This window comes from Micromonospora sp. IBHARD003, from assembly GCF_056106285.1.
Window position 1 is genome coordinate 2,264,073 of sequence record NZ_JBWBBX010000001.1, and the last position, 21,442, is coordinate 2,285,514.

18 protein-coding genes and 1 pseudogene are annotated in these 21,442 nt (G+C 71.0%); 12 read left to right on the top strand and 7 right to left on the bottom strand.

Going from position 1 to position 21,442, the window contains the following annotated elements:
* The first annotated feature begins 36 nt into the window (after nt 1-36).
* Nucleotides 37-1,422 (top strand): NAD(P)/FAD-dependent oxidoreductase, encoded by a 1,386-nt coding sequence (locus tag ACTWOL_RS10055; RefSeq protein ID WP_474296261.1) that lies wholly within the window; start codon nt 37-39, stop codon nt 1,420-1,422.
* Between the two features lie 151 nt (nt 1,423-1,573).
* On the opposite strand, the gene ACTWOL_RS10060 is transcribed toward ACTWOL_RS10055, so the two are convergent.
* Nucleotides 1,574-3,028 carry a hypothetical protein gene (locus tag ACTWOL_RS10060; RefSeq protein ID WP_474296262.1) on the bottom strand — a complete coding sequence of 485 codons (1,455 nt, stop codon included), beginning with the start codon at nt 3,026-3,028 and terminating at the stop codon, nt 1,574-1,576.
* 253 nt (nt 3,029-3,281) lie between these two features.
* On the opposite strand from ACTWOL_RS10060, the pseudogene lipB reads away from it, so the two are divergent.
* The 4 genes and pseudogenes from lipB to ACTWOL_RS10080 form a co-directional block, all read left to right on the top strand.
* Nucleotides 3,282-4,040 (top strand): annotated as a pseudogene (lipB, locus tag ACTWOL_RS10065) (lipoyl(octanoyl) transferase LipB); the annotation flags it as partial.
* Nucleotides 4,041-4,270: 230 nt separating this feature from the next.
* Nucleotides 4,271-5,230: a lipoyl synthase gene (gene lipA, locus ACTWOL_RS10070; RefSeq protein WP_474301134.1), complete on the top strand. Its 960-nt coding sequence runs from the start codon at nt 4,271-4,273 to the stop codon at nt 5,228-5,230.
* 162 nt (nt 5,231-5,392) lie between these two features.
* Nucleotides 5,393-5,668: an SCO2195 family GlnR-regulated protein gene (locus tag ACTWOL_RS10075; RefSeq protein ID WP_474296263.1), complete on the top strand. Its 276-nt coding sequence runs from the start codon at nt 5,393-5,395 to the stop codon at nt 5,666-5,668.
* Nucleotides 5,669-5,686: 18 nt separating this feature from the next.
* Entirely contained in the window at nt 5,687-6,391 is a 705-nt protein-coding gene (locus tag ACTWOL_RS10080; protein WP_474296264.1) for a DUF4191 domain-containing protein, read from the top strand.
* A gap of 692 nt (nt 6,392-7,083) precedes the next feature.
* Here the strand turns inward: ACTWOL_RS10080 and ACTWOL_RS10085 are convergent.
* Nucleotides 7,084-7,551 (bottom strand): RDD family protein, encoded by a 468-nt coding sequence (locus ACTWOL_RS10085; RefSeq protein ID WP_474296265.1) that lies wholly within the window; start codon nt 7,549-7,551, stop codon nt 7,084-7,086.
* Between the two features lie 221 nt (nt 7,552-7,772).
* Here ACTWOL_RS10085 and glnA point away from each other — a divergent pair, with 221 nt between their 5' ends.
* Complete coding sequence (glnA, locus tag ACTWOL_RS10090; protein ID WP_474296266.1) at nt 7,773-9,182, top strand: type I glutamate--ammonia ligase; 1,410 nt, start codon at nt 7,773-7,775, stop codon at nt 9,180-9,182.
* 209 nt (nt 9,183-9,391) lie between these two features.
* A complete protein-coding gene (locus tag ACTWOL_RS10095) occupies nt 9,392-9,928 on the top strand; it encodes a flavoprotein (RefSeq protein ID WP_474296267.1) in 537 nt (178 codons plus the stop codon).
* 61 nt (nt 9,929-9,989) lie between these two features.
* Here the strand turns inward: ACTWOL_RS10095 and ACTWOL_RS10100 are convergent, their stop codons facing one another.
* The 4 genes from ACTWOL_RS10100 to ACTWOL_RS10115 all read right to left on the bottom strand — a co-directional run bounded on the left by ACTWOL_RS10100 (nt 9,990) and on the right by ACTWOL_RS10115 (nt 15,114).
* Nucleotides 9,990-11,810: a choline/carnitine O-acyltransferase gene (locus ACTWOL_RS10100; protein ID WP_474301135.1), complete on the bottom strand. Its 1,821-nt coding sequence runs from the start codon at nt 11,808-11,810 to the stop codon at nt 9,990-9,992.
* 5 nt (nt 11,811-11,815) lie between these two features.
* Nucleotides 11,816-12,661, bottom strand: a complete 846-nt coding sequence (locus ACTWOL_RS10105) for a class I SAM-dependent methyltransferase (RefSeq protein WP_474296268.1) — start codon at nt 12,659-12,661, stop codon at nt 11,816-11,818.
* 161 nt (nt 12,662-12,822) lie between these two features.
* Entirely contained in the window at nt 12,823-13,692 is an 870-nt protein-coding gene (locus tag ACTWOL_RS10110; protein ID WP_474296269.1) for a HalD/BesD family halogenase, read from the bottom strand.
* A gap of 243 nt (nt 13,693-13,935) precedes the next feature.
* Nucleotides 13,936-15,114, bottom strand: a complete 1,179-nt coding sequence (locus tag ACTWOL_RS10115) for a S1 family peptidase (RefSeq protein ID WP_474296270.1) — start codon at nt 15,112-15,114, stop codon at nt 13,936-13,938.
* Between the two features lie 286 nt (nt 15,115-15,400).
* On the opposite strand from ACTWOL_RS10115, the gene ACTWOL_RS10120 reads away from it, so the two are divergent.
* Nucleotides 15,401-16,819, top strand: coding sequence for a DUF1254 domain-containing protein (locus tag ACTWOL_RS10120; protein WP_474296271.1), 1,419 nt, complete (start codon nt 15,401-15,403; stop codon nt 16,817-16,819).
* Nucleotides 16,820-16,909: 90 nt separating this feature from the next.
* Here ACTWOL_RS10120 and ACTWOL_RS10125 read toward each other — a convergent pair whose 3' ends face one another.
* Entirely contained in the window at nt 16,910-17,233 is a 324-nt protein-coding gene (locus tag ACTWOL_RS10125) for a hypothetical protein (protein WP_474296272.1), read from the bottom strand.
* 119 nt (nt 17,234-17,352) lie between these two features.
* Here ACTWOL_RS10125 and ACTWOL_RS10130 point away from each other — a divergent pair, with 119 nt between their 5' ends.
* The 4 genes from ACTWOL_RS10130 to ACTWOL_RS10145 all read left to right on the top strand — a co-directional run bounded on the left by ACTWOL_RS10130 (nt 17,353) and on the right by ACTWOL_RS10145 (nt 21,390).
* Nucleotides 17,353-17,712 carry an arsenate reductase family protein gene (locus ACTWOL_RS10130; protein WP_474296273.1) on the top strand — a complete coding sequence of 120 codons (360 nt, stop codon included), beginning with the start codon at nt 17,353-17,355 and terminating at the stop codon, nt 17,710-17,712.
* A 350-nt stretch (nt 17,713-18,062) separates the two neighbouring features.
* Nucleotides 18,063-19,028: an RlpA-like double-psi beta-barrel domain-containing protein gene (locus tag ACTWOL_RS10135; protein ID WP_474296274.1), complete on the top strand. Its 966-nt coding sequence runs from the start codon at nt 18,063-18,065 to the stop codon at nt 19,026-19,028.
* 329 nt (nt 19,029-19,357) lie between these two features.
* Nucleotides 19,358-20,392, top strand: coding sequence for a glutamine synthetase (gene glnII, locus ACTWOL_RS10140; RefSeq protein ID WP_474296275.1), 1,035 nt, complete (start codon nt 19,358-19,360; stop codon nt 20,390-20,392).
* Between the two features lie 83 nt (nt 20,393-20,475).
* The gene (locus ACTWOL_RS10145) at nt 20,476-21,390 is read left to right on the top strand and encodes a DUF6891 domain-containing protein (RefSeq protein WP_474296276.1); all 915 of its coding nucleotides are present in this window, start codon (nt 20,476-20,478) and stop codon (nt 21,388-21,390) included.
* Nucleotides 21,391-21,442: the final 52 nt, after the last annotated feature.

Here is a 21,442-nt window from a genome sequence, read left to right on the forward strand (position 1 = left end):
TCCCGAACTTCCGCATTGCGCGAGCCCGTTGGGGGAATGAGGCCCCACACCAGCCGCGCCGACCTCGGGGAGGGGCACGTGCTCAGCAGCGCACGCCACGCGGACGTCGTCATTGTCGGGGCCGGTGTCGCCGGCCTGACGGCGGCCCATCAACTGACCAGTGCGGGAGTGACCGTCACCGTCCTGGAGGCCTCACCGGGCGTCGGGGGCCGGATGGCCACCGAGCGGGTCGACGGCTTCCGGCTCGACCGGACCGGACATCTGCTCAGCACCGCATATCCGGAGCTCCGGCGCACGCCGGGGCTTGCGGGGCTCGAGCTGCGTACCTTCGCGCCCAGTGTCCTGGTGCACAGCGAGGGCCGCCAGCACAGGGTGGGCGTACGACGGAGCGCGCTTCGGGGCTCGCCCACTGCCCCGCGGCGCGTGGGGGGAGCGCTCACCGCCGCGCGCGCCCTCGCGAGCGCCCCCCGTACCCCGCTCGGGAGCCCGCTGGACCAGGCCCGCCTCGCCACGGCGCTCGGCCGCCTCGCGACGACCCCGACCCGCCGTCTCCTCGCACGACCCGAACTCGCCGCCCTGGACGGCCTGTACGCCCGCGGCTTCTCCGCCCGTACGGTCAACGGCTTTCTGCGGCCTCTGCTCTCCGCTCTGCTCTGCGACCCGGAACTCGTCACCTCCAGCCGCGTCGCGGACCTCGCCCTGCGGGGCTTCGCCCGCGGCCGGCTGTGCGTCCCTGCGGGCGGCGCCGCCGCGCTGCCCGAAATGCTCGCCGCGACCCTCCCCCCGGGGACGGTCCACACCGGTGTCCGCGTCACCGACGCGTCGATCAGCGGTGTGCTCACCGAGGAGCACGGCACCCTCAGCTGCCGCTCGCTGCTGCTCGCGACCGGCGCCCGCACCGCCGCCGCCCTGCTGCCCGGCTTGCGCGTACCCGCGTTCCACTCCGTGACGGTCGTCCACCACACCGCCCCCGCGCCGCCGGCCGAGGCGGCGCTGCTGCTGGACGCCGACCGCACCGGTCCCGTCTCGCACACGGCGGTGATGAGCGAGGTGGACCCGTCACGTGCCCCGCACGGCCGCGCGCTCGTCACCTCCACCGTCCTCGGCCGGCCGCCGGCGGACCTGGACCGCCGTGTCCGCTCCCAGCTCGCGAGCCTGTACGGCACACCCACCGACGACTGGGAGCTGATCGCCGTCCACCACGATCCCGAGGCGGTGCCGTCGATGCCTCCGCCGCACGACGCACGGCGCGCGGTACGGCTGCTCGACGGTCTCTATGTGTGCGGGGACCACCGCGACACCAGCACCGTGCAGGGCGCCCTGTTCTCCGGACGCAGGGCCGCTCATGCGATCCTGCGCGACTTCGGCATCCAGCCCGGATACACCGCCGGTCCGCTGACGCCCGACTCGGTCGCCGCATAGGTCCTGTCCGCTCCGGCTCCGTCTCATGAAAGCCCGGGCGCCTCGACTCCCACTCGAGGACCGGTCGCCCGGGAGCGCGTGTCCGCCAGGGGGCAGTCCCCTCAGGGGTCCTGACGCCCTGCCAGGCAATGGACCGTCACATCGAAGGCCGTCAGCCGATCGCCATCACCCGGTCGCGGTACCCGCGTACCGCGGCGGCGTCCCGGAACGGTTCCAGACGGCGTTCGAAGTCACGGATGTACTCGGTCGCGCGGGCCGAGCGCATCTCGGACGCCTGCTGCGCGGCCTCCGCGCCGAGGACGCAGGCCTGGTCGAGCTCGCCGAGGCCGAGACGCGCGGTGGCGAGGACCACGCGGCAGAACAGACGGCTGCGGGCGAAGCCGGGCCCGCGCAGCTGCAGGGAGCGCTCGGCGTGCTGGACCGCGGCACGGTACTGCTGGAGGTCACGGTGGCAGTGCCCGAACTCGTCCGCCAGCTGCGCCTCGTCGAAGAAGCGCGCCCAGTGCGGTACCTCGTCGCCGGGGCGTGCCGCCGTGAGCGCCCGTTCGGCCCGTACCAGTGCCGAGGTGCAGGAGCGGACCTCGCCGAGCACCCCGTGGCTCCGGGCCTCCACCGCGTGCAGGAGCGCCTGGACGACGGGCGGAGCGCCGGTGCCCACGCCCTGCTGGGCGACCCGGGTGAGCTGGACGGCTTCCCGTCCATGGCCGAGATAGACCGCCTGCCGGGCCATCGTGACCAGGACGTACGCCCCGTAGGCCCGGTCCCCCGCCGCCTGGGCCAGCCGCAGCGCCTGCACGAAGTACCGCTGGGCGAGGCCGTGCGCGGCGATGTCGTACGACGTCCATCCGGCGAGCCGGGTCAGGTCGGCGGCCGCGGCGAACAGTCTGCGTCCCGTGGTCTCCCCGTAGCTGCCGCGCAGCATCGGCTCGGCCTCGTGCTCCAGATAGCGCACCAGGGCCTGCCGGGCGTGCCCGCCGCCGTACGTCTGGTCGAGCGTCCGGAACAGCTCGCCGACCGAGCGCAGGGCCGCGATGTCGCCCGAGGTGACCCGCTGGCCGGGGCCGCGGTCGGTGCCGCGCTGCCTCGGCACGGGTGCCCTGCCCTGCGTGCCGGGCGCCCGCGCCGGCAGCGGCGGGGCGGCCGCCGGATCCGGCCGGCCGACGCTCTCGTCGGCCCGGCCGATCAGCCAGTCCCGGCTCGGCACGACGAGTCCCGCGGGGGTGAAGGCGATCTTCCGCAGTTCGGCATGACTGCCCGAGTCCTTGCGCCACAGCCCGCTGACGATGTCCACGGCCTCCTCGGGGGTCGCCGCGAACTCCAGCCCCGCGTACACCGGCGCACAGGCGTCCAGCCCCAGGTCCTGCGCGGACAGCCGCCGCCCCAGTCGGCGGGTGAAGACCTCGGCGATCAGGGCGGGGGTCGTGCCGCGCGGCTGCTGCCCGCGCAGCCACCGGGTCACCGAGGTCTTGTCGTACCGCAGGTCCAGACCGTGTTCCAAGCCGAGCTGGTCCACCCGGCGGGCGAGACCCGCGTTGGAGAAACCGGCCTCTGCGATGAGTGCGGCGAGCTGGCGGTTGGGGGTGCGCTGCGGGGGTCGTTCCGTCATCAGCTGTGCGGTCTCCTGCCTTCCGGGCCCCGGTGTGCAGCCCATGGGGGTACTCCCCCAGGAGGCAGCTCTGGGGGAGAAGCCCTGCGGGAGGAACGGCGCGAATTTAGCGGGACTGACCGACCCGTCAGGCGCCTTGCCCCCGCATTCATCCGATCGTGTGAGGATTGAGGACAGCGCTGACGGTGCGACGTGAGTCGTACAGTGGCCGGGCGCGATGGGTGCACTGTGAAAGCGTGAGGGAGGCACTACGGTGAGCGAGCTGCGATTTGTCCGTCTGGGCTTCGGCGAGGACGCCGTGGAGTACCAGACGGCATGGGACGAGCAGCGCCGGGTGCACGCGGCCCGGTTCGCCGGTGAGATCCCCGACACCTGTCTGATGCTGGAGCACCCTCCCGTCTACACGGCGGGGCGGCGCACGGAGGACAGTGAGCGCCCCCTGGACGGCACCCCCGTCATCGACGTCGACCGCGGTGGCAAGATCACCTGGCACGGCCCCGGTCAGCTCGTCGGCTACCCGATCATGCAACTGCCGCGCCCGGTGGACGTCGTCGCCCATGTGCGGCGGCTCGAGGAGGCGCTGATCCGCACCTGCGCCGAGTTCGGCGTGGAGACCACCCGGATCGAGGGCCGCAGCGGCGTCTGGGTGCTGGGCGACCCGGTGGAGCAGCGCGGCCGGGACACGGCGCAGCGCCCGGCGACCGGAGGACTGTCGCTCGACTTCGACCCGCGGCTGCACGACGAGGAGTTCGACCCGCGCCTCAGCGGCCCCGAGTACGCCCCGTCCAACGCCGGCCAGCGCCGGGAGGACCGCAAGCTCGCCGCCATCGGCATCCGGGTCGCCAAGGGCGTGACGATGCACGGCTTCGCACTCAACGTGAACCCGGACAACACCTGGTTCGACCGGATCGTGCCGTGCGGCATCCGGGACGCGGGCGTCGCCTCGCTCGCCGGCGAGCTGGACCGGGACGTGACCATCGCCGAGGTGCTGCCGGTGGCCGAAAAGCATCTGCGTGAGGTATTGCAGAACGCGGAGCTGCAGCCGCGCTCCGTCGAGCACGCGACCGGTCAGGACCCGGTGCCCGCCGGGTGAGCGGTATGAGCGGCATGGGGAATGCCCGCCCATGGCCAGAGGTTGGCCGGGCGTAGGGGCATCAAAACATCGGGCGTACCCTGGTGGTCGCCGAGGAATCGAAGTGTAGGGAGCCGGTCGTGTCCGCTGTCGCACCCGACGGACGCAAGATGCTGCGTCTGGAGGTCCGGAACAGCCAGACCCCCATCGAGCGCAAGCCCGAGTGGATCAAGACCCGGGCGAAAATGGGCCCCGAGTACAACCAGCTGCAGAAGCTGGTGAAGAGCGAGGGCCTGCACACGGTGTGCCAGGAGGCCGGCTGTCCGAACATCTTCGAGTGCTGGGAGGACCGCGAGGCGACCTTCCTCATCGGCGGCGACCAGTGCACCCGGCGCTGTGACTTCTGCCAGATCGACACCGGCAAGCCGCAGGCGCTCGACCGTGACGAGCCGCGCCGCGTCGGTGAGTCCGTGGTCACGATGGACCTGAACTACGCGACCATCACCGGTGTCGCACGCGACGACCTGGAGGACGGCGGCGCCTGGCTCTACGCGGAGACCGTCCGCCAGATCCACGCCCTGACGGCGGACCGCGAGGCCGGTCGCACCAAGGTCGAACTCCTGATCCCCGACTTCAACGCCGAGCCGGACCAGCTGGCCGAGGTCTTCTCGTCCCGCCCCGAGGTGCTCGCGCACAACGTCGAGACGGTGCCGCGGATCTTCAAGCGCATCCGCCCCGGCTTCCGCTACGAGCGCTCGCTCAAGGTGATCACGGAGGCCCGCGCGGCCGGACTGGTCACCAAGTCCAACCTGATCCTCGGCATGGGCGAGACCCGCGAGGAGGTCAGCGAGGCGTTGCAGCACCTGTACGACGCGGGCTGCGAGCTGATCACGATCACGCAGTACCTGCGGCCCTCGGTCAGGCACCACCCGGTGGAGCGCTGGGTGAAGCCCGAGGAGTTCGTGGAGCTGAAGGAGGAGGCCGAGGAGATCGGCTTCTCCGGTGTGATGTCGGGCCCCCTGGTCCGCTCCTCGTACCGGGCCGGCAGGCTCTTCCAGCAGGCGATGGAGCAGCGCCGGTCGGCCGCTGCGCAGCAGGACGGGGAGATCCCGGCCTCCCAGGCCGTGTGAATTCCCGCACAAGATATTACCGGCCAGTAGTGGCCGGATCGGCGCGGCCCGTACGCTCCCCGCAGGTCGGGGGCGCGTACGGGCCGCGTTGGCGTTCGGAGGTTGGGAGTAAAGGTTTCATCGGTGTTTGACCCCTCAGTCACACCCTGGTAACACCAATCATTGACCCTGGATTTCACGTACCGCACGCACGCGCCCACTCACCGCTACCTCGCCCCCGAGGAGACTTCCACCATGCAGGCCGCGACCTCCGTACGCGCCAACGCCTTCCCGTCCCTCACCCAGGCCCTTCGTGCCGTGGAATCCGTACTCCTGAGCGGGGGCCAGCGCACGGCCCGCCGCAACGCCTGGACCGCGGTGCTCGAGGACCGGCGCCGCGCGAAGGACCGGGTCGAGACCGAGCATGTGCTGGAGGCCGCGCTGACCCGCTCCTCCTAGGCACGTAAACTTCAGAGCATGGCGAGGAAGGAACAGGCAGAGACTGCTGCCTCTGCGAACCCCGGGCGACTCAAGCAGATCGCTCTGACGTACAAGATGACCCGGCGAGCCGACCCAAGGGTCGGACTCATCGTCGCGGCTGTGGGAATCGTCACCTTCGGTGTCCTTCTCGCGATCGGCTTCTTGATCGATCACCCGTACTATCTCGGCCTCCTGGGCTTCCTGCTGGCCTTCCTCGCCATGGCGATCGTCTTCGGACGCCGCGCCGAGCGCGCGGCCTTCGGGCAGATGGAAGGACAGCCGGGCGCGGCGGCCGCGGTACTCCAGAACATCGGCCGCGGCTGGACCACGACCCCCGCGGTCGCGATGAACCGCAGCCAGGACGTCGTCCACCGGGCCGTCGGCAAGGCCGGCATCGTGCTGGTCGCCGAGGGCAACCCGAACCGGGTGAAGACGCTGCTGGCGGCCGAGAAGAAGAAGATGGCCCGCGTCGCGGTGGACGCGCCCGTGCACGACATCATGGTCGGCAACGGGGAGGGCCAGGTGCCGCTCAAGAAGCTGCGGACCACGATGGCCAAGCTCCCGCGGGTGCTGAGCGGGCCGCAGGTGACGCAGACGAACGACCGGCTGCGCGCGATGGGCGACCTGATGAGCAACATGCCGCTGCCGAAGGGGCCGATGCCCAAGGGCATGCGGATGCCGCGCGGCGGCAAGGCGCGCTGACGCCGAGCGGCGCGCGTACGAACGGTGAGGGCCCTGGCAGCGCCGGGGCCCTCGGCGCGTCCTGGGGTACCCCTGCGGTGTTGCCGCCTACCGGGTTGGGCGCCCGGGGTGTCCGTCCTCAAACGCCGGACTGGCTGGGGCGTGTGGGCGTGCCCGGTGTTGTGTCGATGAGGTCCGGTGCCGTTCCGGGGCTCGCGTCCTGGACGGCATGATTTACGGCGCGCCTTGCCCCTGCCGTCATGGCACCGCTCGGGTTGCGCGCCACAAATCACGCTCTAGTGTCCCGGACACGACCCCTCCACGGCCCCTGTCCCGCAGACGGGGCCCGGTCACCCTCGGGGGGCATCAAATGCAGCCCGAGCCAACCCGTATCGCCTCGCCCCGGGGCGCCTACGGTGCTCGGGACAGGGGGACTCGGAGGGGTCGTATGCAGAGACACTAAAGCGTGATTTGTGTCGCGCAACGACATCGGTGCCCTCTTGGTCCGGGTGGGCGCGACGTAAATCATGCCGTCGTCGCATACGAGCCCCGCAGAGGCCCCCAACCTCACCGACTAACGCCCCGGGCAAGCCCCACACCCCAGCCCGTCCGGCGCTTGAGGACGGACACACCGGGGCACGCCGCGGCACCGGCCACACCCCAAGGCCGTCCGCCGATTGAGGACGGACACCCCGGGCGCCCAACCCCGCTACTTAGATCCGCACCTGCACCGCGCCGGAGAAGCGGTCGTGCAGGCCCCGCCCGTCGCGGTCCCACACCAGCGCCGGGATCGCGAGGCCCAGCAGGACGCTGCGCAGGACGACGCGGCCCAGGCCGAGGCGTCCGCCGTCGGCGGCGATCACGCGAAGGCCCAGGATCCGCTTGCCGGGCGTGCTGCCGACGGTGCCGACGGTGAGCACGCTCAGCGCGAGGAAGATCAGCAGCGTCCAGTTGCCGGCGGCCTGCCGGCTGCCGTCCGCGAGCAGCCCGTATGCGATGAGCATGCACAGCGCCCAGTCGATGAACAGCGCACCGAAGCGGCGTCCCAGCGGCGCGATCGCGCCCGGACCCTCCGGCGGCAGTCCGAGCCGCTGGCCCCGGTAGCCGAACTCGGCTCCCATGTCCTCGGCCGCCGCGCGGGGGCCGGAGAGCCACGAACCGATTGCTTGCCTGTTGTCCACCCGCCCACGGTACTGTGCGCGTTTTCGATCACCGTGCGCCGGGTGTGCGCGATCGTGTCCGCGATCGCGGCTCGCCACCGGTCCGGTTAACGTCCGCGAAACAAATGAGTCATGCTGGAGAAATCCCGTCTGCCTAGGGTCGTGTGCAGCGTGTGCCACCGCACTGGCCGCACGACCGAGTGACAACCCCGTCCCCCCGGGCCGGGAGTAGGAGGAGTTGGATGTTCCAGAACGCCGACGACGCCAAGAAGTACATCGCGGACAACGACGTAAAGATGATCGACGTCCGGTTCTGCGACCTTCCGGGCGTGATGCAGCACTTCACCATCCCGGCCACGGCGTTCGACCCGTCCGATGAGCTCGCCTTCGACGGCTCGTCGATCCGCGGCTTCCAGGCGATCCACGAGTCCGACATGGCGCTGCGCGCGGACCTCTCGACCGCCCGCCTGGACCCGTTCCGCCGTGACAAGACCCTGAACATCAACTTCTTCATCCACGACCCGATCACCGGCGAGCAGTACAGCCGTGACCCGCGGAACATCGCGAAGAAGGCCGAGGCCTACCTCGCCTCCACCGGGATCGCGGACACGGCGTACTTCGGTCCCGAGGCCGAGTTCTACGTCTTCGACTCGGTCCGCTTCGCCACCTCGGCGAACGAGGGCTTCTACCACATCGACTCCGAGGCCGGTGCCTGGAACACGGGCGCGCTCGAGGACAACCGCGGCTACAAGGTCCGCTACAAGGGCGGTTACTTCCCGGCCCCGCCGGTCGACCACTTCGCCGACCTGCGCGCCGAGATCTCCCTGGAGCTGGAGAAGTCCGGTCTCCAGGTCGAGCGCCAGCACCACGAGGTCGGCACCGCCGGCCAGGCCGAGATCAACTACAAGTTCAACACGCTGCTCGCCGCGGCCGACGACCTGATGCTCTTCAAGTACATCGTGAAGAACGTCGCCTGGCGCAACGGCAAGACCGCGACCTTCATGCCCAAGCCGATCTTCGGTGACAACGGCTCCGGCATGCACGTCCACCAGTCGCTGTGGCAGGGCGGCTCCCCGCTCTTCTACGACGAGCAGGGTTACGCGGGCCTCTCGGACACCGCCCGCTACTACATCGGCGGCATCCTGAAGCACGCCCCGTCGCTGCTGGCCTTCACCAACCCGACGGTGAACTCGTACCACCGCCTGGTCCCGGGCTTCGAGGCGCCGGTCAACCTGGTGTACTCGCAGCGCAACCGCTCGGCCGCGATGCGTATCCCGATCACGGGCTCCAACCCGAAGGCCAAGCGCGTCGAGTTCCGCGCCCCGGACCCGTCGTCGAACCCGTACCTGGCGTTCTCGGCCCTGCTGCTGGCCGGTCTGGACGGCGTCAAGAACAAGATCGAGCCGGCCGAGCCGATCGACAAGGACCTCTACGAGCTCGCCCCCGAGGAGCACGCGGGCGTCCCGCAGGTCCCGACCTCCCTCCCCGCGGTCCTCGAAGCCCTCGAGGAGGACAACGAGTACCTGCAGGCGGGCGGCGTCTTCACGGCCGACCTGATCGAGACGTGGATCGACTACAAGCGGACGAACGAGATCGCCCCGATCCAGCTGCGTCCGCACCCGCACGAGTTCGAGCTCTACTTCGACATCTAAAGACGCCGCAGGTCAGAGCGGTCTTCCGCTCGCCTGGGCCGTCTGTTGGCCGTCGGCCGCGCCTTCCCTCCCCGGAAGGCGCGGCCGGCGGCCGTTTCTGTGGGGCCGACGGCCTCACCCCGCCGAGCGGGCGACGCCGGCCTTGGCGTGCAGGCCGCCCACGTACGCTTCCGGGGCCGCACCAGTCCAGCCGCAGACGGGGGTTCCCCATGAGTGAGCAGCCGAAGAAGCCGTTCCTGTACGTCGTCGTGTGTGCGGCGGGCATCGCCGGTGATGTCGGAAAGCTGATCACGGCGGCGCAGGAGCGGGAGTGGGACGTCGGCGTCGTCGCGACCCCGCAGGGCCTGGGCTTCATCGACACGGCGGCGGTCCAGACGCAGACCGGCTATCCGATCCGTTCCGCGTGGCGTCTGCCCGGTGAGCCGCGTCCGCTGCCGCCGCCGGACCTGATCGCGGTGGCTCCGGCGACGTTCAACACGATCAACAAGTGGGCGGCCGGGATATCCGACACGCTCGCCCTGGGCATCCTCTGCGAGGCGTACGGACTCGGCGTCCCCATCGCCGTGCTGCCGTTCGTGAACGCGGCGCAGGCCGCCCATCCCGCGTACCGCCACAGCCTGGACAGGCTGCGCGCGATGGGTGTCCTGCTGGGTGACCACGTCCCCCACCAGCCGGATGACACCGGCGGGCGGGAGGCCTTCCGGTGGGGTCAGGCCCTCGAGCTACTCGCGCCCGGGGCCGGGTGAGTCAGGGCGGGAGGGCCACCGCCCAAGCGGTGGCCCTCCCGCTTCATCCGGGGCTCCCGGATCAGTCCCCCGGCCGCCCGGCTGCCAGCAGCTCGCGCAGCTCCGCCACCGCCTCTTCCAGCCGGCCCGCGAAGGCCCGCATCTGGTCGGCGACCTTCAGCGGCGTGCTCAGATAGAGGTTGAACCTCTCGGGCAGCAGCACATAGGCCACCCCGATGCACCGGCTGCTGGTGGACCCGAAGCCGAAGTACTGGATGTTGTGGGACGGCGCCGAGCTCGTGCTCAGATAGTCGTCCCGCATGGTCAGCCAGCCCGGTGTCCGGTAGAGCGCGGGCTGGTCGGTCACGCCCAGCTCCCTGCCGCGCCGCCGCTGGATCAACTCCAGCTCCCACAGGTGCTGTTCGGGAGCCTGGCCGGCCTGGCACTCCTTCGCACGCGCCACATGCCGCGCGGCGGCGGCCCGGAACGCGCCGCGGCGGGTGTCCGCGTCGGCTTCCGGGTCCTCCATCACCCGTACGAACTCCAGCATCTCCGGTGTGACGACGCGCATCGCCTCGGTGCGCCCGTTCCGGTACTGGCGGGTCGCGATGGACTCGTACGTGGCGCCGATGAGCCCCTTGGCTCGCTGATGGGCGAGCTGGTAGGCGGCCTGGACGAAAGCGTCGGGAGAGACCCCGAGCGCCTTGATCGCGTCGCTGCCGAAGCCGTCGAACGACACCGTGGTGGTGGCCGTGGCCCGTCCGTACGCGGCGAACGCCTCGGCGGCGGAGCGCACCTGGGCCCGGAGCGCGTCGTCCAGCTCGAACACCACCGGTTCCACGTCGGGCAGTCCCCGTGAGCGTGCTCCGGACTGCCGGGAGTGCTCCTCGGCCGGGGTGGAGAGCAGGGCGTCGGTGAAGTTGAGGATGGTGGTCCCGTCCAGCTCGCAGTGCTCGACGTTGATGCCGGCGCGGCCGTCGGCGAACACCACGAAGGACACGGCCTTGTCGAACCAGCGGTTGCCGCGGTCGCCGTAGAGCAGTTCGTCGCAGGCGTCCTGGATCCCGGTGGGGGCGAAGTCCTCGAGGCAGACGCAGAACAGTGCGGTCTCGATGTCCTCCAGCGCATCCGCGTTGCGCGGGTGGCGGGCGATGAGGGTCTGCCGGGCGGACGCCCACTCGGCGCGGGCCATGGTGGTGAGATGGCCCACCGAGGTGTCTGCGGCGGCCGGTTCGGCGCCCGCCTTCATCACGGCCCGCAGACCCGCTTCGAGGTCGTCCAGGCCGTACGGGACGCCGTCGTCGCCGAGCACGTCCATGCGGAACATCCCGCCGCGGAAGAACACCACGACGTGCCGTGCCGTGGACGGGCCCGGCATGCGGTCGCTGTAGGGGGCGCGGACGGTGTCCTGCTCGAGGCCGGGGATACGCGTCGTGGAGAACAGGTACGTGAGCTGCGCCATGGACTGCGGTGCTCCGCGCAGCACCACGGGCTCGATGAGCTCCCGGTCGAGCAGGCGCTTGTAGTTGAGGGCTCCGGCGATGAGTCCGGCGGCCCGCTCGGTCTGGGTCCCGCCGGAGTCCTGGAAGAGGAAGAAGAAGTTGGCGTTGAGGGCGATCCGGTCCCGCCGGCCCAGGTAGCGGTACGGCCAGAAGGTGTCGAGCCAGCTGTGTACGCCTTCGGTGGAGTCGTACTCCCGCAGCGCCGCCTGCAGTACCGGGCCGGGGCCGTCGGGCCGGAGGAAGGCGGCGATCTCGTCCTCGGTGGCCGCCCGTTCCTCCGCGGTCAGCAGCGGCGCGCACCAGGTGAGGAAGCGCTCGCAGCTGTCCTCCAGCGTGGGCAGCGGTACGCGGGGCAGGCCGTCCTCCCGGGAGAAGGTCGCGCCGCCTGCTGCACCGTGAATGTCGTTCAATTCTGCTCTCGATTCGGTTCGTCGGGACCTGAGGTGCCGTTCGGCCGGGAAAGGTAGAGCTGTGCGTGGAGCCAGCCTTCCGCCTCGAGGCCCCGCGCATCCACTCCGGCGGCCGACATGCCGTCGAGTACGAGCGCCTGTTCCCGTGCCGAGGCGAACCGCCGTTGTCTGAAGGTCCCGTCGATCCGGACGGTCCGGTACCCCAGTCCGTCCAGGGCTTCCCCGACCGCGTCGAAGGGGAACATCCGCAGCACGAAGTGGGCCATCCACGGCAGGCGGCCGCCCTGCGCGCGGACCACCCGGGTCAGAGTGCGTTCGGTGACATAGCCGATGCAGCCCGTGGAGATCACCAGGTCCACCCCTGCGAGCCGGTCGCGCAGTGCGGGCGTGGGGTCGTCCGTCTCCAGGTCGGCGTGGACCGCGTCGTCGAGGAACCCGGCTTCGCGCGCGTACGACAGGGCGCTGACGGAGGCGTCCAGGCCGACGAAGCGGACGGGCTGTGCGGGCCGGCGTGACCGGGACAGCTCCCTGTCACGCGCGAGCAGGGCGTCTCGGGACTCCCCCGCACACTCGCGCTCACCGTAACGCTCGTAGAGCTCGTCCATGGTCGCGTCGTACTTCATCAGGGCCGCGTTGATCCCGTACGAGCAGCCTATGTCCAGCACCGTGGGCTCGGCCACCTGCCGGGCCTCCCGGTACTCGTTGACGAATTTCGCGAAGTACGGCTTGGCCAGCTGGGGCACGCAGTAGCCGAGCGGGCGCAGGACCTGGAAGTAGGTGCGCGGATCGGGCTGGTGGTAGATGTCGTCGAGCGAGACTTTTCCGGTCGCGTCGAAACGCACGGGGCTGGCTCCTCCGTAGACAGTGTGGGACTCGCGGCGGGAATCGGTTCGCGGCGCTGCTCGGTGGGGTGCCGCGCCGATCCGGTCCGATCCGGCCCGTCCTACCGACCTGGACGACGTCGAGGACGTCGGCGGCGTGAGGGACCTAGGTCTGTCCGGGCCTAGTCGAGCAGCCCGTCGCCTCTGACCGCCCGGCCTTCGGCCGTCAGATGCTCGGGCAGGACACGGCCGAAGAGCTGCCGGGTCCGTGCCACGCTCCCGATGACTCCGGGGCGCTCGCTGTAGGCGAAGATCGCGGAGTGGCGGGCGAGTTCGCCCGCGACCGGGCTCACCCGGTGCAGCGAGTAGCGGCCCTTGAACAGCTGGAGGTCTCCCGGCTGCAGGGGGAGGCGCCGGACGAGGTGGTCGCCCCGGCCCTCGATCACCGCCCTGACATCGTCGAAGCGCTCGTCCTGCGCCGTCCTGATGTTGGGGCAGTACTCGAAGTCCCCGCCGCTCCCGGCCTGCCGGGTGAGCATGCTCACGGTGAACTCGTTGGTGTCGAAATGCCAGGGGTGTTCCATGCCCGGCTCTACGACGTTGAGCACCAGCCCGGACAGCGGGTCCGCCAGTTCGTGCAGCTGTCCCAATCCGAAGCAACGGGCCACGAAGCGCTGGAACTCCCGGTGCGAGTAGAGCCTGCTGATGAGCGAGCCCTTGGGGATGCGGTCGCGTGCGACGAAGGCGTTGCCCCGCTGGAACGTCGTGCGGCCGGGGTGGGCCCGCGGCAGCCCGGGGTCGAGGGCGATGTTGTAGACGTTGACGGTTTCGACGTCGAAGTGAGCCCGGGGGGCGATGGCCGCGCACTCCCGTTCGAGGATGTCGCGGTGCGAGGGTCGGATGAAGTCCGGCAGTACGGTGCAGCCGAGTTCGGCGAGCTCGCGGCGGGCGCGCTCGAGCACGGCCAGGGCCTCGGGGCTCCCCGGGTCCGACAGGGGATAGCGGGTGGTGTCGACCGCCTGGTCGAGCGTCATGGTGTCCGGAGCGCTCATTCGATCCTCTCCACGCACGGGCAGACCGTCCCGAGCCGGATGCCTCCGCCGCAGCCCGGTACCGGCGGCGGACGCCCTGGGGTGTCCGCCGCCGGTACCGGGCGTTCCCGGCCCGGTCATCACTCTCGGGCTTTCAGCAACTCCGCTACGAAGCCACTGAGTTGACGTTCCCACAGCTCCGGCTGGTTAGTCTGTGACACGTCGCACTCGCCGTGCGGGCGAAGGGTTGCGCGGGGTGCGGGATTACGCGGTGTGCAGGGTCAGGCCGTAGCGGCTCAGGATCTCGTTGACGGGCTGGAACCAGGTGTTGCCGCCCGAGCTGCAGTTGCCCCAGCCGCCGGAGGTCACGCCCTGCGCCTGGTCACCGCTGATGAACGAGCCTCCCGAGTCCCCTCCCTGTGCGCACACGTTCGTCCTCACCATCCCGTACACATCACCCTGGGCGTAGTGGACGGTCTCGCCCCGGCCCAGGACCGTGCCACAGTGCCAGTGGGTGGTGGAACCCGAGCGGCAGACCGAGGTGCCGACCGGAGCCTCCCATGAGCCCCGGACGAGCCGGTCGGGGATGGTGCCCCAGCCCAGCACCACCGGCACCGTCCACCAGCCGAAGCCGGTGCTCACCCAGGCGTAGTCGTCACCGGGGAAGGACGAGCCCTGGAACCAGCCCATGTCGGAGCGGTCCCAGCCGCGGACGAAGCTCCCGGGCCGGCCGCAGTGCCCCGCCGTGACGAAGCCGCCGCGCACCGAGAAGCCGATGGAGCAGCGGACGTTGCCCGTGTAGTACGGGTCACCGCCGACGACTCCGGCGGCGTAGGTGGCCGGTGCGTGGCGCACGGTCTCGACATGGACGGGGCCGCCGCGCCGGGCACGGTCGACGAAGGCCCTCACGTCGGTGGTGTCGCGCTGTGCGGCGACGACCTGCACGACCACCCGGTTGGCGCGGGGGTCGACATGCCAACCGCTCACGCCTGCCGGTGCTTTCAGCCGGTCGATGCGGGCCTTGACCGCGTCGAGGTACGCGGCGGTGTGGACGACGAGGCGGGCCTCGGCGCCGGTCGCCCGTACGGCGAAGGCTTTCTGACGGCTGGTCACGGCGACGACCAGTTTTCCGCGGTCAGGGTCGAACCAGGTGCCGGCGTATGCGTCGCCGGCCGCCTTCTCCGCCTTGCCCTGTACGGCGAACGCCGCCTTCTCCTGCGCGAGGCGTTCGCGTGCCTGCCACTCGGTCAGGCCCAGGTCCTCGCGCATCGCGGCGATCAGCCCGGACGGCGCGGCCGGCTCCTCCGCGGCCGGTGCCGCGGCGGCGGTGGGGGTGAACACGGCGCCGCTCCCGGCGCCGAGCAGGAGCAGTACGCAGAGGGCGGAGAGGGCGGTGCGTAAGCCCGTGAGCCTGCTCGGTGCACGTCTCGTATCGCGGCTCATATCAGTGATCCCTTCGGTTGTTCCGGTTCGTGGGGGTGGAACAGCAGGAACTGAGAGCGCTCTCCGCAGCGTAAGGGCGACGCCCTTGACTGCCCAGAGCCGCAGCGGCACGACTCGATGGCGGTACGGGCAGCTCGGGGCGGCGGTGAGAAGCGGCGGCGGCACGGCGGCCCGCTTCCGACGCCGCGCGCAGGGGTTGTCCCGAAGTTCACCCGAACAGGACCTAGACTTCGAATCCCGACAAATCACCCAATGGGGACGCAGTCTTCGACCGGAGGGCAGCTCGATGGCCGATGCGACGACGCCGGACCCGACGGCAGCGGATGCGGCCGCACTCGCCGCCGAGGCGTACGTGTACGGATATCCGCTGGTCTACCAGCTGACGGTGGCCGGGGCCTTCGCGCGCAAGGGAATCGGGGGGCTGCCGCCGACGCCGTTCAACTCCTTCGCCCACTCCCGCAAGCTCGCGGACCACCACGACGCGTTCGTGTCGGCCAACAACGACACGGTGTACTCGGTCGCCCAGCTCGACCTCTCCGGCGGTCCGCTGTCGCTGCGCGTACCCGACAGCGGCGGGGCGTACCACGTGCTGCAGTTCGTGGACGCCTGGACCAACACCTTCGCGTACGTCGGATCCCGCGCCACCGGCACCGCGGGGGGCCGGTGGCTGATCGCTCCGCCCGGCTGGCCGGGACGGGAGCCCGAGGGGGTGCGGGGGGTCATCGACGCGCCGACCGCCGTGGTGACGGTCGTCGGGCGCTGGGCCTGTGACGGGCCGGAGGACATGCCGAGGGTGACGGCACTCCAGGACGCGCTGGAGCTCGAGCGGCTCGATGCGGCCGAGCACCGGACCGGGCTGCCGACTCCGGAGCCGGGTGTGCCGGAAGCGCTCGGCTTCTTCGAGAAGCTGCGCGTGTGGATGGGTGACTTCCCGCCCTCGGCGGCCGACGCCGCCTATCAGGAGCGCTTCCAGTCGCTCGGGCTGCTGGAGGAGGGGCCCTCGCCCTATGCCTCCCCCGCCCCTGCGCTGGCGAGGGCGCTGAAGGAGGGGTTCGGCGAGGGCCGGGCGCGGATCGAGGAGGCGGCCGGAGCGGCACACCGGGGTGTGGTGCCCGCGGCCCACGGCGGTACGGCGCCCGGGAGCGGGGCCCCCGGGGAGTGGATCACCGATCCGCATGCCTGGGACTACAACCTCGACCACTTCGGGGTCGGCACCCTCGATTCACCGCAGTGGAAGTTCCCCGACCGTACGGCGTCCTACCTGGCCAGGGCGGTGGCGGCACGCACCGCCCTGTGGGGTGTCCACGGCTACGAGACGGTGTACGCCAGGACGTACACGGACTCCCGCGGCGAGCGGCTGAGCGGCGAGAAGGCATACACCCTGCGTCTCGAACAGCCGCCGCCGGTCGAGGCGTTCTGGTCGGTGACGATGTACGACAGCCCCGACCACTATCTGGTGGCCAATCCCATCGAGCGGTACTCGATCGGCGACCGCACCCCGGGGCTCGTGCGCGCCGAGGACGGTTCGCTCACCCTCCACATCCGGCGCGAGCGGCCGGACGACCCGGACGAGGCCGCCAACTGGCTGCCCGCGCCGCCCGGGGAGTTCCGGCCCGTCGTACGGCTCTATGTGCCCGGGGCGGCGGTGCTGGAGGGACGTTACCGGCTGCCGCCGATCGAGCCGGGCGGGCCGCACCAGGGATGACGTGCGGCCCGGGGCGCGAGACCCCGGGCCGCACGTGGACCCTTCCGAGGAGCGCCGTCCCGCGGCCCTCGGGTCCCGGGTCCTGCGGTGTCAGTCGGCGTAGTGGATCAGCGACCGCACCATGCTGCAGGTGGTGTCGGACGGCGGGTGGATGCCGATGCGCTGGGCGGCGGTGCGTATCCGGCGGTTGCTGGCGTTCGCCGGGTGGTAGACGCCCGTGTCGAGCAGGGCGATCGCGAGACGCATGGCCTTGAGCCTGCGGTTGTGGGACTCGTACCACTCACGCGGCAGCCCGGCGGGCAGCGGCTGCTTCCTCGGTTTCCCCGGCGTCACGGCCGGCGCTGACTTGGTCCTCCGCTTCGGCTTCGGATTCGACGTCTGGTGCGGCGTCGTCGTGATTGCGGCAATGGCCATCGGCGACCTCCTGGCGCGGTGGTTGGACCCTCACGAACTAGTTCGATTTTACCGCCCGGCACTGACAATCGCCGCTGGCCAGACGGGGTTTGAGGGGCGGAAGGGGGTACCTTGACGGGATGGAGATCTGGATCAATCCCGCATGTTCCAAGTGCCGCAGCGCCCTGCATCTGCTCGACGAGGAGGGCGCCTCGTACACCGTGCGCCGGTACCTGGAGGACGTGCCGTCCCCTGACGAGATCCGGGAGGTGCTCGGGCGTCTCGGGCTGGAGCCCTGGGACATCACCCGGACCCAGGAGGCCGTGGCGAAGGAGCTCGGTGTGAAGGACTGGCCGCGTGAGGAGTCCTCGCGCGACCGGTGGATCGCGACGCTCGCGGAGCACCCGAAGCTGATCCAGCGTCCGATCATCACGGCTGAGGACGGCAGCGCCGTGGTGGGTCGTACGGAGGAGGCGGTACGGGACGCCATGAGCCGCTGAACCGGCTTCACCGCACGCGGTGTGCACCGAGAGCCCTGTCCGGCCGGGGAGGCCGGTTCGCCGCGGCTGAGCCACAGCGCTCCGGTGGCGAACCGGCGCCCCGGGTGCGCGGGGCCGCCGGAGCCGGTCGGCACGGCGCTGCGACGGGGCGCCGACTCCGGGGATGGCCGGCACATGCCGGGTATGAGACGCCGCAGGAACCCCCAGGTCCGCGCCCACCTGCGCAAACTTAAGCCCCAGTTAAGGAAGTTACGGCTGAGTCATTGAGCACGGCCGCGCGCCGCCCCCGTACGTAACGGCACACGGATCGGATCCGGTCGCCGTTCACGGCCGGGAACAGGAGCTCTCACGTGTCGCGTAAGAAGTCCCTCAGCGGAAAGAAGAAGATCGCTCTGCTCGCCGGCGCCGCGGCGCTGGTCGGAGGCACCGCCATCGTCATGACCGGAACAAGCAATGCCGGAACGAGCAACGCTTCGGTGGCCTGTGACGGACTGGCCCAGGCGGTCCGCAACAACGAGAACTTCATCGCCGGTCAACGGGCCAATCCCGACGCCCAGTCGGCAGCGAGGATCACCAACCGCGAGGCGGTGATCAAGCAGATCAAGGTCCAGCAGAAGGCGGCGGGCTGTGCGGAAGGCTCCGGCGGCGGTGGCGACCAGGCAGCGGCTCCGGCCCAGCCCCCGGCCGACCAGGGCCAGGGCCAGGCGACGGGTGGCGGGGGTGCCGGAGCGGGCGGCGCCGGCGACGTCGTCTGCGCGGGGCAGAACCTCACCTTCTCCAATGACGGCGGCGCGCCCGCGGCCTCCAGCGGCGAGCTGCCGATCGGCACCAAGATCAAGGTCACCAACCTGGCCAACAACAAGACCACCACCGTGGAGATCACGTCGACCTCCGGCAGCTGCGCCCTGCTCAACGCGGCGGCCTTCGAGCAGGTCCGTGAGCCCGGCAAGAACGTGATCCGCCAGGTGCGCATCGAGCGCCTCGGCGCGGGCGGCGGCGGGGACCAGGCCGCCCAGCCGCCAGCCGCCGAGCAGCCGCCCGCGGGCAACGCCGGTGACCAGGGCGGCGGCGAGGTCGTCTGCCAGGGCTCGACGGTGACCCTCTCCGGTGAGGCCGGCGCCCCCGCGGCCTCCAGCGGAACGTTCCCCGTCGGCACCAAGCTCAAGGTCACCAACCTCGACAACAACAAGTCCACCACCGTCGAGGTGACGTCCGCATCCGGCAGCTGCGCCCTGCTCAACAACGCCGCCTTCGAGCAGGTCCGTGAGCCCGGCAAGTTCCTGATCCGCAAGGCGCGCATCGAGCGCGTCGGCTGACCCGGGCGGGCCGACGCACGGGAGGGGCGGCGCCATCTGCCGCCCCTCCCCGCAGGCCCGCGCGGGGCTCCTCGCCGCAGCGCGCCCCGACCCCACACCGGGGCGACACGGTCCGCCGGGGTCCGCCCCTGACCCCGGCGGACCGTCCCGATCCCGTACGAGGCCCTGTATACAAAGGCGTCCGAGCACCTCACCGCGACTCTCGCGCGGCTGCGAGGGACGCGGGAATGCCGAGTAACACGGGGTTCACAATCGGGCAATGGACGGGAAATCCGGAATTGCCAAGCTGCGCCTCATACCCCGCAGCACCGTGCAAAGGATGAGGCCCCGTGACGTTCATCAAGGCTGAGTACATCTGGATCGACGGCACCGAACCGACCGCGAAGCTCCGTTCCAAGACGAAAATACTGACCGCGGCCGTCGCCGGTGTCGACGAGCTGCCCATCTGGGGCTTCGACGGATCCAGCACCAACCAGGCCGAGGGCCACGCCTCCGACTGCGTGCTGAAGCCCGTCTTCACCTGCCCGGACCCGATCCGCGGCGGCGACGACATCCTGGTGATGTGTGAGGTCCTGAACACGGACATGACCCCGCACCCGACCAACACCCGGGCGCAGCTGGCCGGGATCGCGGAGAGGTTCGCGGGCCAGGAGCCGATCTTCGGCATCGAGCAGGAGTACACCTTCTTCGACGGCGACCGTCCGCTGGGCTTCCCGGCCGGTGGCTTCCCGGCCCCGCAGGGTGGCTACTACTGCGGCGTCGGCGCGGACGAGATCCACGGCCGTGACGTGGTCGAGGCGCACCTGGAGAACTGCCTGACCGCAGGTCTGGGCATCTCCGGCATCAACGCCGAGGTCATGCCGGGTCAGTGGGAGTTCCAGGTCGGCCCGCTGGCGCCGCTGGAGGTGTCCGACCAGCTGTGGGTGGCCCGCTGGCTGCTCTACCGCACCGCCGAGGACTTCAACGTCTCCGCGACGCTCGACCCGAAGCCGGTCAAGGGCGACTGGAACGGCGCCGGCGCGCACACCAACTTCTCGACGAAGGCGATGCGCGAGGGCTACGACGCGATCATCACCGCGTGCGAGTCGCTGGGCGAGGGCTCGAAGCCGATGGACCATGTCAAGAACTACGGCGCCGGGATCGACGACCGTCTGACCGGTCTGCACGAGACCGCCCCGTGGAACGAGTACAGCTACGGCGTCTCGGACCGCGGCGCCTCGGTCCGCATCCCGTGGCAGGTCGAGAAGGACGGCAAGGGCTACATCGAGGACCGCCGCCCGAACGCCAACGTCGACCCCTACGTGGTGACCCGCCTGCTGGTGGACACCTGCTGCTCCGCGCTGGAGAAGGCCGGCCAGGTCTGACCCCCGTACCGCCGAGGAGGCGCCCGACCGGAACCCGGCGGGCGCCTCCTTCGCTGTCGGTGGGGTCTGCCATGGTGGTGCGCATGCTTGAGATCACCGTGCAGACCGAGAACGGGCAGCGGCACGTCCGCCCGACAGCGCAGCAGCTCGACGAGCTGGTGCGGCGGATCGGCGCGAAGGGCGACAACTTCCTCGTCGTCCAGTGCATACCCGACCTGCCCGATGTCTTCATCCAGGTCTGGCACAAGAAGCGCCGCGACTACATGCTCGAGCACCGCGACGGCGGGCACGACCGCCATTTCCAGGCGCAGGTCGACCGGCCTGAGGCGGTGGTGGAGGCCATGCTCGGCTGGGCGCGGCGCGAGGACGGCTGGGACGCCGGCCTGGACTGGACCCTGCTGGATCTCGGACCGGAGCCGGAGCCGGCACCCGAGCTGGATGCGGGCGACCGCGAGGTGCTCGAGACGCGGGTGCGCGAGCTGCTCGTCGGCGGCTACGACACCCGCGCCCAGCTGGACGAGGCCGCCGAGGACTATCTCGTCGACGGCAAGCACCGCCCGGTGTCGCGGGAGCAGGCACGGCAGCTCGTCGACCGGATGTGGCTGGAGCGGGTCGCCGAGCAGGCGGGCTGGGAGGGGGAGACCGACCCGGAGCGGATCACCAGCGCCTTCGCGGCTCTGGAGGCGAGCGGGATCACCGCCCGGGAGCACTTCACCTGCTGCCGCAGCTGCGGTCAGTCCGAGATAGGCGGCGCAGGCTCGCCGGACGCACGCGGTTTCGTCTACTTCCACACCCAGTGCACGGACTCCGCGGCCGCGGGGGCCGGACTGACCTTGCCGTACGGCGGGTTCGACGGCTCGGCGCAGACCACGGCGTCCATCTGGCGGGAGGTCGTGGCGGCGCTCGCCGACGCGGGCCTGTCCGTGGAGTGGGGCGGTGACCCGGGCCAGGCGATCACGGTGACGCCGCTGGACTGGCGGAAGAGGCTGGTGGGGTGAGCCCGGCGGCCCGGACAGGACATGCTGCCGGCCTGTGATGCGTCAGATCCCG